This window comes from Pseudomonas sp. YY-1, assembly GCF_002843095.1.
In the GTDB taxonomy this organism is placed as follows: domain Bacteria; phylum Pseudomonadota; class Gammaproteobacteria; order Pseudomonadales; family Pseudomonadaceae; genus Aquipseudomonas; species Aquipseudomonas sediminis_A.
Genome location: NZ_PJLX01000013.1, coordinates 40,188 through 52,478 on the forward strand (window position 1 = coordinate 40,188; position 12,291 = coordinate 52,478).

Genomic DNA, 12,291 nt, shown 5'->3' on the forward strand with positions numbered 1-12,291 from the left:
GCGGCTGATTCCATGTTCATAAGGATGCGTGCATGCCGTCGTCGCTGGAGATTTTCGCCAACCTCTTTTATCTGGTTTCGGTCGTGCTGGCGGCGCGCAATTCGGTGCACACCTGGGCCGTCGGCCTGGTCGGCTGCGTGCTGTTCGGCTGGCTGTTCTTCAGCGTGCAGCTGTATGCCGATGTCACCTTGCAGGCTTTCTTCATCGCCACCAGCCTGCTGGGATGGTGGAGCTGGATGCGCGGTCGCCAGGGCGAGGCGCTGCCGATCAGCCGTGCCAGCACGGCCGGACTGGGCCTGGCGCTGCTGCTCGCGGTGGTCGTGGCAGGCGCATACGGCGCCTTGCTGCACCATTTCACCGACGCCTACGCACCTTTCATCGATTCGCTGGTGCTGACCTTCAGCGTACTGGCGCAATTGCTGCTGATGCGTCGCAAGCTGGAAACCTGGTACGGCTGGCTGCTGGTGAACACCCTCGCGGTGCCGCTATTCGCCTCGCGCGAGCTGTATCTGACGGCGTTCATCTACCTACTGTTCTGGTGCAACGCCTGGTACGGCCTGTACCGCTGGCGCCGTGAACTTAACGCGCAGACCGCCTGAATGAGCACGCGATTCGCCTGCGGGCTGGTGGTCGGCAAGTTCGCGCCGTTGCACCTGGGGCACGAATGGTTGATCCGCCAGGCGCAACAGCAATGCGAACAGCTGGTACTGCTCAGCTGGGCCCGTCCGGAGCTTGCCGGTTGCGCGCCCGAGCGCCGTGCGAACTGGTTGCAGGTGCGCTTTCCCGAACTGCGCAGCTGGGTGGTCACGCCCGAGTGGGTTGCCCAGCAACGCGCACGCGGCCTGGCGTTGCCAGATCTTCCCCGCGAGTCCGATCCCGATGCCGCTCAGCGCCAGTTCGTCGCCGACTTTTGCCTGGCAGTGCTCGGCCACCCGGTGGACGCGGTCTTTACCAGCGAGGCTTACGGCGATGGTTTTGCCGCGCATTTGAGCCGGTGTTTCGGCCGGCCGGTGGAGCACGTCGAGATCGACCGCGCGCGCATTCAGGTGCCGGTGTCCGGTACGCGTCTGCGCGCCGATATTCATGGCCTGCGCCACTACCTGGCGCCGCAGGTGTATGGCGATTTCATCGAACGCATCGCCTTGCTCGGCGGCGAGTCCACCGGCAAGAGCAGCCTCGCCCTGGCATTGGCCGAGGCCTTGGGCACGCGGCATGCCGCGGAGTACGGACGCGAACTCTGGGAAGAGCAGGGCGGCGTGCTCGCCTATGACGACTTGCTGCGTATCGGGCGAACCCAGGTCGACCGTGAGCAGAGCCTGGCCGGGCAGTGCCAGCGCTACCTGGTTTGCGACACCACGCCGCTGACCACGCTGTTCTATTGCCGCGAGCTGTTCGGGGGTGCCGAGGCCGAGCTGGAGCAGTTGGCCGAGCGGCACTATCACCACCTATTCCTGTGCGCCGATGACTTCCCCTTCGTGCAGGACGGCACCCGTCAGGACCAGACCTTTCGCCGCCGGCAGAACCAGTGGTACGCGCAGGAGCTGACGCGGCGCGGCTGGCCATTCACACGGCTGACCGGCTCTCTGCAACAGCGCATCGAGCAGGTACTGCATAGCCTGAGCGGAACCTAGTCGTAGGCAGTTGGTGCGCACGGCGCACCCTAGGTTCGAACGAGCGAAGCACTTGCCGGGATAGCCGCGGGTGGTGTTGCGTAGGGTGCTCTGCGCGCACCGGCTTGTGGAACACGCCTGGAGTTCAGTCAGCCATAACTGCAATCAGCGGCGCGCAACCTCTGGTCGGCCTTGCGACACGCTACGAGACTTGTCGGCCATCCATGGCTGGGCGAGGATGCGCGTTTTCGACCGAACCGGAATCGCCATGCGTCGTCTGCCTTCGCTCACCGCCCTGCGCACTTTCGAAGCGGCCGCACGGCATGCCCACTTCGGCCGTGCGGCCGCTGAGCTGTGCGTCACCGACAGCGCTGTCAGCCACCAGATTCGCCAGCTCGAAGAGCAACTCGGCAGCATGCTGTTCGAGCGCGACGGCCGTCAGGTACGCCCGACACCGCAGGCCAGGCGCCTGCTGCACAGTCTGCAGCAGGCCTTCGAGCTGATTGGCGAGGCCTGCGACGAGCTGCGCGATCCCGGTTCGCAGGCGCAACTGCGCGTCGCGGTTACCGCAGAGTTGGCGCAGAAGTGGCTGGTCGGGCGCCTGGCCGACTTCGCCGAGCGCCACCCGCAGATCACCCTGCATCTGCACGAACAGCCGCTGGAGGCGACGCTGCCGGGCAGCGAGATCGATATCGCCATCACCTATGGCACCGGCCCGGACGATGCCAGCACCTACTTCGTAAGGCCGCTGCCGACCCTGCAATTCTTCCCGGTGTGCAGCCCGGGCCTGTTCAACCAGTCGCCGCTCAAGCACCCGCGCGACCTCGCGCGTCATTGCCTGCTGCATGACGATCAGGACGGCAAGACCTGGACCGCCTGGCTGACCACTCATGCTGGCGATATCCAGCCGACTCGGCATCTGTACCTGGGCCATGCCGGCTTGACCATGGAGGCAGCTGCACGTGGCCAGGGCGTGGCCATCGGCGACAACCTGACCAGTGCCGAAGACCTGGCCAGTGGTCGCCTGGTGCGTCCCTTTGCGGCTCAGGTGCCGTCGCTCGGGCAGTACGCGCTGGTGTGCGAGCGCCTGCGTCTGGACAAGCCGGCAGTCGCTCATTTCATCGAATGGCTCACTGATCAGCTGGTCGATCTGTGAATTGAATTCAAGGGTTCCGCGATTATCGTCATTGGTCGAGGCGGCACCGACGGGCGTACTGTCGGGCTACTTCCAGCCACTGACGAGGAGCCGCGAGATGCCCCGTACCCTGACTTCCCTGCCCAAGGCCGACGGCTTTCGTCTGCCCGGCGAATTCGAAACCAAGAGCCGCTGCTGGCTCGGCTGGCCGGAGCGCCCGGACGTTTGGCGCAACGGTGGCAAGCCGGCGCAGAAGGTCTGGGTCGAGATCGTTGCGGCCATCGCCAGCAGCGAGCCGGTCACCGTCTGCGCCTCGGCGGCGCAGTACGCCAACGCTCGGCGCATGCTGCCGGCGCATGTGCGGGTGGTGGAAATGACCTGCAACGACACCTGGTTCCGCGACAGCGGCCCGGCGTTTCTGGTGCATGACGAGACGGCCGAAGTGCGCGGCGTGGACTTCGAATTCAACGCCTATGGCGGGCTTGATGGCGGGCTTTACTACCCATGGGACAAGGACGATCAGATCGCGCAGAAGATTCTCGAGATCGAAGGCTTCGATCGCTATCGCGCGCCTTTCATTGCCGAAATGGGCGGTATCCAGAGTGATGGCCAGCGCACTCTGCTGACCACCGAGCAGTGCCTGCTCAACCGCAATCGCAACGCCCACCTGGGCAAGGACGAGATGACCCGCAGGCTGTCGGATTACCTCGGTGCCGAGCAGGTGATCTGGCTGCCGCGCGGCTGCAAGTTCGACGAAACCGACGGTCATATCGATGACCTGGCCTGCTTCGTTCGCCCTGGCGTGGTGGTGATGCAGTGGACCGACGACCGCACCGACCCGCAATGGGAAATCTACCAGGAGGCCTACGACATCCTGCGCAGCGTGCGCGATGCCCGTGGCCGTGCGCTGGAGGTGCACAAACTGCCGCAGCCGCGCGTACTGGAGTGGACGGCGGAAGAGGCCGAAGGTCTGGATCAGGACGATGCCACCCATACCCGCCAGGCCGGCACGCAGATCTGCGCCTCGTACATCAACTACTACGCCGGCAACTCGGCCATCGTCCTGCCGCTGTTCGGCGATGCCAGCGACCGTGTGGCCCAGGCCACCCTGGCCGAGTTGTTCCCGCAGCATCGCATCCTCGGTATCGAGAACTCGCGGGAAATCCTGCTGGGTGGCGGTAACGTCGCCTGCATCACCATGCCGCAATACGCCGCGCCCCAGCGCGCCTAGGAGGCCCGGATGAAACTGCCCGCCAGTCTGCTGGCCGTGGCCCTTGCCGCCTGCGCACACGCGCAGGCCGGCGCGGCGCCGAAGCAGGTCAACCTGTATATCTGGAGCGAATACCTGGCCCCGGACACCCTGGCTTCATTCGAAGAGAAGACCGGTATCCGCGTGGTGGTCGATCACTTCGATTCGCTGGAAACCGTGGAAACCAAACTGCTCACCGGCGGCAGTGGTTACGACCTGGTGCTGACTGCCGGCCAGCACCTGAGCAGGGCTATCACCAGCGGTGCATTGCGTGAGCTGGACAAGGCGCAGCTGCCGCATTTTGCCGGGCTGGATGACGAGTTCACCCAGCACATGGCCAAGTTCGACCCGGGCAATCGCTACGCCGGACTCTACGTCTGGGGCACCACCGGTTTCGGCTACCAGGCGCAGGCCATCGCTCAGCGCATGGCAGATGCCCCGACCGATAGCTGGGCGATGCTGATGGACCCGCAGGTGGTGGCGCGTTTTGCCGATTGCGGAGTGAGTTTGCTCAATGATCCCAACGAAGTGTTCGCCGCTGCGTTCCGTTACCTGGGGCTGGATATCAACCGGCAGAATCTCGATGACCTGAAACAGGCCGAGGCCCATCTGGCCAAGGTGCGACCGTTCATTCGCTACTTCGACAATGACCGCAACATCAGCGACCTGGCCAACGGCAACACCTGCCTGGCGATGGCCTGGAATGGCAACGTCGCCATCGCCGCGGCACAGGCCGAGCAGGCCAACAAGAAATTCCAGCTGAGCTACCGCATCCCGCGTGAAGGGGCTCTGTTGTGGTTCGATGCCATGGTCATCCCGCGTGATGCGCCGCACCCGGAAGCCGGGCTGGCGTTGATGGACCACCTGATGACACCCGAGGTGATCGGCGCCATCAGCAACAACATCTACTACGCCAATGCGGTGCCAGCAGCCGACGCCTTCGTCGATCCGGCGATTCTCGCCGACCCGGGCACCTATCCGCCGGCCGAGCTACGCGCCACGCTGTACACCAAGAATGACAACAGTCGCGAGTTCAACCGGGCCCTGACCCGTGCGTTCAGTCGGCTGAAGTCGGGTCGGTAGCTGTCAGCGATAGCGAGCGAGGATGGCCTCGAACTCGCCATCCTGTCTCATCTGCACCAGGGCACGCAGCAGTGCCTGGGTCGGTACATCCGGCTCGTCGCGGACGATGCAGGCGATCAGGTCAGCGCTGATTTCACCGAGCGCATGCAAGTGTTGGTCGGGCGGCAGGTCGCGATTGAACCAGGCCAGCGCCAGGTGATTGCTGATGGCATAGCGGTAGCGGCCGGCCCCGAGTTTCTCCAGGGCCAGTTCCTGGGTGCGGGCGTCTTCGCGGTGTATCGCCCCTGTGGTCAGCAGCGGCTCCAGATTTGGATAGCTGAAGCCCAGCACCGTACCCACGCGCTCATCCCGCAACTGCTCCAGCTTGAAGTCAGGGTCGGCGTTGCGCGCGACGATCAGGTCGCGCTGCACCATGAAGGGCAGGCTCCAGATGTACTGGTGATGGGATTCGACGAGCCAGTCAGGATTGACGTAGCAGCGCACGTCGATTCCGCCGCTGACCAGCAAACGTTGAACGCGCAGGCGTGGTAGCACCAGCATCTCTACGCGGCGGCCGACCTTCTGCGCCAGGCGCATTTGCAGATCGTAGAGAATCCCGCCCGCGGCCTGGCCATCGACGATCTTTATCATCGGCATGGCCCAGCTCTCGGTCACCGAGAAGCGCAGTGGGCGCTGCTCCTCGGCCGAGGCTGCGAGGCACAGCAGAAGCAGCAGAGCGGATAGCGAAAGGCGCATGCGGTTACCGGTTCAAGACGTTAAGCGAGGTCGCGCCGAGCTTGGCCGTAACAGACTGGACGATGGCCGCTCAGGCCGGCGCCGACTCGAAGTTGTCGGCGCGCGCCATGCGCCACATGCGCTCGTAGAACTCGCCTTCGATCTGGCCGCTAAGCAACTCGCCAGGCGCGAGGAACACATGCTGCTGCGAGAACAGCTTGATCTCGGTGGCGGACATGCGCTGCACCAGGTGCTTGGCATCGATCTGTGCCGGGTGATCGAGGCCGGCGGCGGCGAGCATTTCGGCCAGTGCCTTGAGCGTGTTGCGGTGGAAGTTGAAGACGCGCTGGGCCTTGTCCTCGACCACCAGTGCGCGCTGGCGCAGCGGGTCCTGGGTCGCCACGCCGGTTGGGCACTTGTTGGTGTGGCAGCTTTGACTCTGGATGCAGCCAATGGCGAACATGAAACCGCGCGCCGAGTTGGCCCAGTCGGCGCCGATGGCCAGCACGCGGGCAATGTCGAAGGCGCTGACGATCTTGCCGCTGGCGCCGAGCTTGATCTTGTCGCGCAGGTTACTGCCGACCAGGGTGTTGTGCACGAACAACAGGCCCTCGCGCAGCGGCACGCCCAGGTGATCGGTGAACTCCAGCGGCGCTGCGCCGGTGCCGCCTTCCTTGCCGTCGACGACGATGAAGTCAGGCAGGATGCCGGTCTCCAGCATGGCCTTGACGATACCCATGAACTCCCAGGGATGGCCCAGGCAGAACTTGAAGCCGACGGGCTTGCCGCCCGACAGCTCACGCAATTGCGCGATGAACTGCAGCAGCTCGACCGGAGTGGAAAAGGCGCTGTGGCGCGACGGCGAGACGCAATCCTCGCCCATGGAAATACCGCGGGTGTTGGCGATCTCTTCGGTGATCTTGTGCTTGGGCAGGATGCCGCCGTGGCCCGGCTTGGCGCCCTGGCTGAGCTTGATCTCGATCATCTTCACCTGCGGGCTGGCGGCCTGGACGGCGAAGCGCTCGGGGTCGAAGCGTCCGTCCGAGGCGCGGCAGCCGAAGTAGCCGCTGCCCAGTTCCCAGACCAGATCGCCACCGTGCTCACGGTGATAGGGGCTGATGCTGCCCTCGCCGGTGTCGTGGTAGAACTCGCCGAGTTTCGCCCCTTCGTTGAGGGCACGAATGGCATTGGCGCTGAGCGAGCCGAAGCTCATCGCCGAGATGTTGAACAGGGACGCCGAGTACGGCTGGCTGCATTGCGGCCCACCAATCTCCACGCGAAAGCTGCACGGATCGGTCAGCGGCGCCGGGCGCATTGAGTGGCTGATGAACTCGAAACCGTTCTGGTATACGTCGCTCAAGGTGCCGAAGGGTTTGTCGGCACCTTCGTTCTTGGCGCGGGAATACACCAGCGAGCGCTGGGCGCGGGAGAAGGGCAGTTGCTCAGCGTCACCTTCGAGCAGGTATTGGCGAATCTCCGGGCGGATACCTTCGACCAGGTAGCGGATGTTGCCCAGGATCGGGTAGTTACGCCGCACTGCATGGCGCGTCTGCAGCAGGTCGCCGATACCGATCAGGCTGAGTACGCCACTGAGCAGGGTGAACGGCCACATCCACTCGTGGCCAAGGAAAGGCAGGCTGGCCAGGGTGAACAGCACGCAGAAAGCGAAAAAAGCGTAGCGGCTGAGCAGGGAGAGGTTCATGCAAACTCCAGAGACACGGATCAAGATAAGACTTTAGACCAAACGGCTATATTGGGTCATGTTCTGTCCACCTAGACACTCTCAAGGGCTAAGGACGAACCCCATCGCCCTGTGGCACACTCAGTGGCCCGGAGCCAACCGTCGCAAGAGCTTGGCCCAAGTCTCCCGATTTTCGGCCTGCGCCATTGTCGCCGGCCTACTGCCTGAGGCCGCCAGCGGCCGAGAAGAGGAATGAGCGTGCATAACGTCGTCATCAGTGGTACCGGCCTCTATACCCCGGCCAACAGCATTTCCAACGACGAGCTGGTGGCATCCTTCAATGCTTATGTGCAGCAGTTCAACGCCGATAATGCCGAGGCCATTGCCCGCGGTGAGGTGGAGGCGCTGAGCGAGTCCAGCAGCGGCTTCATCGAGAAGGCGTCGGGCATCAAGAGCCGCTTCGTCATCGACAAGGCCGGCATTCTCGACCCGCAGCGCATGGTGCCGAGCATTCCCGAGCGTTCCAACGAAGACTGGGGCATCCTCTGCGAAATGGCCGTGGGCGCTGCCAAGCAGGCGCTGGAGCGGGCCGGCAAGACCGTCGCTGATATAGATGGGGTGATCGTCGCCTGCTCGAACTTGCAGCGCGCCTACCCGGCGGTGGCCATCGAAGTGCAGGCCGCGCTGGGCATCGACGGTTGGGGCTACGACATGAACGTGGCCTGCTCCTCGGCCACCTTCGGCATTCAGGCTGCGACTACCGCGATCCAGACCGGCCAGGCTCGCGCCATCCTCATGGTCAACCCGGAGATCTGCACCGGTCACCTGAATTTCCGCGACCGCGACAGCCACTTCATCTTCGGTGACGCCGCCACCGCAGTGATCATCGAGCGTGCCGACCTGGCTACCTCCCAGCACCAGTTCGACGTAGTCAGCACCAAGCTGCTGACCCAGTTCTCCAACAACATCCGCAACAACTTCGGCTTCCTCAACCGCGCCGCGGAAGAGGGCGTTGGCGCCCGCGACAAACTGTTCGTGCAGGAAGGCCGCAAGGTGTTCAAGGACGTCTGCCCGATGGTCGCCGAGCTGATCGCCGCGCACCTGGCGGAAAACCAGCTCAACGTCAGCGACGTCAAGCGCTTCTGGCTGCACCAGGCCAACCTCAACATGAACCTGCTGATCGCGCGCAAGCTGCTCGGTCGCGACGCCGAGCCGCACGAGGCACCGGTGATTCTCGACACCTACGCCAACACCAGCTCGGCCGGCTCGGTGATCGCCCTGCACAAGAACCAGGACGACCTGCCGGCGGGCAGCCTGGGTGTTCTAAGCTCCTTTGGTGCCGGTTATTCGATCGGCAGTGTAATTTTGCGCAAGCGTTGAACTCTCTGTAGGAATGCCTGACGCGCGTAGAACCTGTTTCACGATCTAGCGAGCTAGAGCCAGGCAAGGCGAAAGCAGCCGAAAAAGCCCAGTTTACGAGCCGTAAATGAGCATTTTGAGGTTGGTTTCAACGCAGCATGGCCGACGCGCAGCAGATCGTGAACAGGTTCGTACAGGGTTTGCTCGTGCGCGCCTGGCCCTACCATGGGAGTTCTATGTCCGATACCGATCTGTTGGATCGTCTGCTCACCGGTGAGCAGAAGGCCTATCGCGAGCTGGTCGCTCGCTACCAGGGGGCGATGCGAGCGGTGGCTTACGCCATCGTCGGCAGCCGCCACGCCGATGAGGTGGTGCAGGATGCCTGGCTCGCCGTAGTGCGCAGCCTGGCAGGCTTCCAGGGGCGCTCCAGCCTCAAGACCTGGCTGCTGACCATCACCGCCAATACCGCCAAGACCCGTCTCAAGCACAACCGTCGCGAGGTACTGCTCGATGACTTGGCTGCGCCCCATGGCACGGTGGGTGACGAGCGTTTCTCCGATGACGGCCACTGGCTGCTGGCACCCCATGCCTGGCATCAGGACAGCCCCGAAGCCCTGCTCACCGAAGACGAACTGCGCGATTGCCTGGAGCACACATTGGCCAGCCTGTCCGAGTTGCAGGCCAGCGTGCTGGTGCTGCGCGAGCGACAGGGTCTGGAGCTGGAGGCGATCTGTAATCTTCTCGACATCTCACTCTCCAATGCCCGTGTGCTGTTGCACCGGGCACGCCTGAAAGTCTTTGCAATCCTGGAACATTTCGAGGAGACAGGCCAATGCTGACCTGCAAGGAACTGGTCGCTCACTCCAGCGATTATCTCGACGGCCAACTGACCCTCCGCCAGCGCCTGGCCGTACGCGCCCACCTGGCCATGTGCGGCAACTGCCGGCGTTTCATCCGGCAGATGAAGCTGACCCAGGCGGTGATCCGGCAGATGCCGGATGAGGAGTTACCCGAACTCGACGCCCTGGCCGAGCGCCTGGCGCAGGATCGGCGTAATCAGGGGTGATTTGCGTGCTTGCTGGACGGCTTGGCTGCGGCCTCACGCGTAGGGTGGATCGGGGCGCGTAGCCGACGCTTTTTTATCCACCGTTTGCGGTGGTTGTTCGGGCTACTTGCTAGCGCCCCACAGCTAAGCAACTTCCGGCAAAACTCGCATGCAAGAGCAGCACCGTAGGATGGGTAGAGCAACGCGAAACCCATCGAATCTCCCCTGGGTTTCGTTGTGCTCTACCCAGGCTACTTGCTGCTAACCATTGGAACTATTCGGGTCAATCGGCTGAAGAGTAATGTCCTCGAACTTTTCAAAGTCTCCCTCCCACCTTTCTTCCCCTGGGATTCTTGGGATCTCTTTCCAATACTGGACTTTAGACCAATCAATCTCTCCGGCTTTACCTATGTGTCGGCCCGGGCTTTTCGAATCGTGCTTAGATAAATAACAATCTAGGTTTTTTCTATTGAAATCCATGTCGCCAAGTTTGCATGCACATACCAAGAGCTCGACCAATACACTCAGTGCAGCATTAGCGCTTTCAAACGAAGGCTCGGCCCCTCCATGAATGAATTTATTGCGCTCGTCACGGACAGAGCTAAAATTATCGTATGCTTCTTCCGAAATTATACCTTTCTGAAAAAGTAGTTCTGACTTATGTGCGGCTGTCCATTGTTGTGATTCTAAAAACTTTCTTCTTTTATGAATGTGACTGCGCCTTGAGTCGGCTACTATGACACAATGCCAGATATGATCCAGAAGTTGTTCAATAGATATCCATGAATGAGTTAGCGACTCTTTCGTTTGCCTATTGATGTAATTTGTAAATCCTGTAACCAACAATGAAGGCGACAAGTTTCCAATGGATTTTAGTATTTTAGCCCCGTATAGGTAGGCAGACTGAACCTCTGACGCCAATATGGCTGGAGGGTCTATAAGCTTTATCCTATCGCTACTACCAGCATCCTGATTTCCTAATGCTTGGTGTAAAACACCATTCCCTCCAAAGGTTCGGAGATGCCGAAAGTACCCAGCCTCTGTCATCTCTCCTTGTGACAAATCCTGTGGCTCTACACTTTCTATGTAAACCCCACCTAAAAGTATTGACGCAAAAATCCTGTTGAACTCACTAAGCGTTGCCTCAAGAGAAGAATACTCTTTAATCGCAGGCAAGATGAAACTCCCATCATAAGCCACGCATAATGGAAATGGCTTTGCAATTTCAGCGTCGAAAAACTTTGATGCTCTATGGAGCTTAACGTAGTCATAGCTGTTGTTGTTAATTTGCTGAATAGTACACTTCCATGCGTCACTTTCATCCCTCAAGATCAATCGAAAAGGGCTGGGGTTAGCTATGTAAATAGGAACTTTTATGCTCATAAAGCCTTCGGATTAACGTTCGGTTAAGGGGTGGGCTTTAGCTCGTCCCAGCGAGCGATTTGAACCAGTTGTTATAGCTGGCCTCCTAGCCGCTTCATCAGATTTTGATATTCACTTTCTCCTAGATCGGGGAATAACTCACGACTATATGATAGGCGTTGAAAACATCCATCGTTTGAGGGCGTAACTTCGATAACTGACACCATTGAAATGAATTTTTCCAATGCAGCGTCAAGAGTAATAAGTTTAAATATGATATTGTCGTTTCTTGTTAGGGATTTTATATTGTTGATTCTTGAGATTGATATTATGTCACTCAATGCGTTGTGCGCATTATATTTTGCTATTCTAGGCTTCACTACTTTTCTGGCTTCTTGGCTGCCAAAAATTTTGGCTGCGCAACACATAACAACTGGGTGTCCTAGCGGAATACCTAAAGAGTTTGCATGCTTGATTAAATCTTCCAGTGTTTCATGTTTTTTGGTTTCTGAAAGAGGTTGGTAAATATGTTTTCTTGCGTAATCTAGAAAGCTCATGTATCCGTCAAAATTTAACTCACGCTCACCGGAAATTAGCTCTGATATAAGCGCATTATTCTTTGCTAGGAAGTCGCTGTCAGTTTTTGCACGTTTAAAAAACGTCCTATATGACTTGATTCTTTTGCTATAGTCTCATTTATTTCTTCTTTTGTTTCTCGTCTTCCTCGCTGGCCTTCAAGAATTGAAAGTAAAGGGCTAAATACGGACTTTTTGTTGTCCAGAGATTTAATCTTTTTGAGTAATTCTAATTTATCCCCTTCTTGAGGCTTTCCAGAATTACTGTCTTTGATTATAGATACCGCATTTCTGTCAAGTAGATAGATTTTCTTCATGGGCTATAACAGTGATTAGATGGAGGGCGATACTAATCTGATAGTAGAGCCTTCCATCTAACTCCGCACCATCCCGTTTCGCTTCGCACTAAAAATCCTTTCCCGTCATGGCCTTATCGCTGTGCTCCGGCAGTCCGCTGTATTCGCTTGACCTCCTCTTT

At 59.8% G+C, this 12,291-nt stretch carries 13 protein-coding genes; 8 read left to right on the forward strand and 5 right to left on the reverse strand.

What is annotated here, in order from left to right; translation table 11 throughout:
- The first annotated feature begins 32 nt into the window (after positions 1–32).
- From pnuC to CXP40_RS17805, 5 genes are all read left to right on the forward strand, one after another.
- Positions 33–599, forward strand: coding sequence for a nicotinamide riboside transporter PnuC (gene pnuC / locus CXP40_RS17785; protein WP_106734847.1), 567 nt, complete (start codon positions 33–35; stop codon positions 597–599).
- The gene (locus CXP40_RS17790) at positions 600–1,631 is read left to right on the forward strand and encodes an AAA family ATPase (RefSeq protein WP_106734848.1); all 1,032 of its coding nucleotides are present in this window, start codon (positions 600–602) and stop codon (positions 1,629–1,631) included.
- Between the two features lie 247 nt (positions 1,632–1,878).
- Complete coding sequence (locus tag CXP40_RS17795; RefSeq protein ID WP_106734849.1) at positions 1,879–2,766, forward strand: LysR substrate-binding domain-containing protein; 888 nt, start codon at positions 1,879–1,881, stop codon at positions 2,764–2,766.
- Positions 2,767–2,863: 97 nt separating this feature from the next.
- Positions 2,864–3,976 carry an agmatine deiminase gene (gene aguA, locus CXP40_RS17800; protein WP_106734850.1) on the forward strand — a complete coding sequence of 371 codons (1,113 nt, stop codon included), beginning with the start codon at positions 2,864–2,866 and terminating at the stop codon, positions 3,974–3,976.
- Between the two features lie 9 nt (positions 3,977–3,985).
- Positions 3,986–5,077, forward strand: coding sequence for an extracellular solute-binding protein (locus CXP40_RS17805; protein WP_106734851.1), 1,092 nt, complete (start codon positions 3,986–3,988; stop codon positions 5,075–5,077).
- Positions 5,078–5,080: 3 nt separating this feature from the next.
- Here the strand turns inward: CXP40_RS17805 and CXP40_RS17810 are convergent, their stop codons facing one another.
- Together CXP40_RS17810 and CXP40_RS17815 are read right to left on the reverse strand one after the other, a co-directional pair.
- Positions 5,081–5,812 (reverse strand): ABC transporter substrate-binding protein, encoded by a 732-nt coding sequence (locus tag CXP40_RS17810; protein ID WP_106734852.1) that lies wholly within the window; start codon positions 5,810–5,812, stop codon positions 5,081–5,083.
- Positions 5,813–5,882: 70 nt separating this feature from the next.
- A complete protein-coding gene (locus tag CXP40_RS17815; protein WP_106734853.1) occupies positions 5,883–7,493 on the reverse strand; it encodes an FMN-binding glutamate synthase family protein in 1,611 nt (536 codons plus the stop codon).
- 237 nt (positions 7,494–7,730) lie between these two features.
- Between CXP40_RS17815 and CXP40_RS17820 the strand changes: the two genes are divergently transcribed.
- The 3 genes from CXP40_RS17820 to CXP40_RS17830 all read left to right on the forward strand — a co-directional run bounded on the left by CXP40_RS17820 (position 7,731) and on the right by CXP40_RS17830 (position 9,897).
- Entirely contained in the window at positions 7,731–8,852 is a 1,122-nt protein-coding gene (locus tag CXP40_RS17820; RefSeq protein ID WP_106734917.1) for a beta-ketoacyl-ACP synthase III, read from the forward strand.
- Positions 8,853–9,067: 215 nt separating this feature from the next.
- The gene (locus CXP40_RS17825; RefSeq protein WP_106734918.1) at positions 9,068–9,670 is read left to right on the forward strand and encodes an RNA polymerase sigma factor; all 603 of its coding nucleotides are present in this window, start codon (positions 9,068–9,070) and stop codon (positions 9,668–9,670) included.
- A complete protein-coding gene (locus CXP40_RS17830; RefSeq protein WP_041977963.1) occupies positions 9,664–9,897 on the forward strand; it encodes an anti-sigma factor in 234 nt (77 codons plus the stop codon). Before CXP40_RS17825 ends, CXP40_RS17830 begins: the two co-directional genes overlap by 7 nt.
- A gap of 240 nt (positions 9,898–10,137) precedes the next feature.
- On the opposite strand, the gene CXP40_RS23700 is transcribed toward CXP40_RS17830, so the two are convergent.
- The 3 genes from CXP40_RS23700 to CXP40_RS23710 all read right to left on the reverse strand — a co-directional run bounded on the left by CXP40_RS23700 (position 10,138) and on the right by CXP40_RS23710 (position 12,130).
- Complete coding sequence (locus tag CXP40_RS23700) at positions 10,138–11,259, reverse strand: hypothetical protein (RefSeq protein WP_157831693.1); 1,122 nt, start codon at positions 11,257–11,259, stop codon at positions 10,138–10,140.
- Between the two features lie 71 nt (positions 11,260–11,330).
- Positions 11,331–11,795: a hypothetical protein gene (locus CXP40_RS23705; protein ID WP_157831694.1), complete on the reverse strand. Its 465-nt coding sequence runs from the start codon at positions 11,793–11,795 to the stop codon at positions 11,331–11,333.
- Positions 11,796–11,860: 65 nt separating this feature from the next.
- Positions 11,861–12,130, reverse strand: coding sequence for a hypothetical protein (locus CXP40_RS23710; RefSeq protein WP_157831695.1), 270 nt, complete (start codon positions 12,128–12,130; stop codon positions 11,861–11,863).
- Between the last annotated feature and the right edge of the window lie 161 nt (positions 12,131–12,291).

Coding starts and splice junctions, on each gene's coding strand:
- pnuC (WP_106734847.1), top strand. CDS start 33: ATGCCGTCGTCGCTGGAGATTTTCGCCAACCTCTTTTATCTGGTTTCG.
- CXP40_RS17790 (WP_106734848.1), top strand. CDS start 600: ATGAGCACGCGATTCGCCTGCGGGCTGGTGGTCGGCAAGTTCGCGCCG.
- CXP40_RS17795 (WP_106734849.1), top strand. CDS start 1,879: ATGCGTCGTCTGCCTTCGCTCACCGCCCTGCGCACTTTCGAAGCGGCC.
- aguA (WP_106734850.1), top strand. CDS start 2,864: ATGCCCCGTACCCTGACTTCCCTGCCCAAGGCCGACGGCTTTCGTCTG.
- CXP40_RS17805 (WP_106734851.1), top strand. CDS start 3,986: ATGAAACTGCCCGCCAGTCTGCTGGCCGTGGCCCTTGCCGCCTGCGCA.
- CXP40_RS17810 (WP_106734852.1), bottom strand. CDS start 5,812: ATGCGCCTTTCGCTATCCGCTCTGCTGCTTCTGCTGTGCCTCGCAGCC.
- CXP40_RS17815 (WP_106734853.1), bottom strand. CDS start 7,493: ATGAACCTCTCCCTGCTCAGCCGCTACGCTTTTTTCGCTTTCTGCGTG.
- CXP40_RS17825 (WP_106734918.1), top strand. CDS start 9,068: ATGTCCGATACCGATCTGTTGGATCGTCTGCTCACCGGTGAGCAGAAG.
- CXP40_RS17830 (WP_041977963.1), top strand. CDS start 9,664: ATGCTGACCTGCAAGGAACTGGTCGCTCACTCCAGCGATTATCTCGAC.
- CXP40_RS23700 (WP_157831693.1), bottom strand. CDS start 11,259: ATGAGCATAAAAGTTCCTATTTACATAGCTAACCCCAGCCCTTTTCGA.
- CXP40_RS23705 (WP_157831694.1), bottom strand. CDS start 11,795: ATGAGCTTTCTAGATTACGCAAGAAAACATATTTACCAACCTCTTTCA.
- CXP40_RS23710 (WP_157831695.1), bottom strand. CDS start 12,130: ATGAAGAAAATCTATCTACTTGACAGAAATGCGGTATCTATAATCAAA.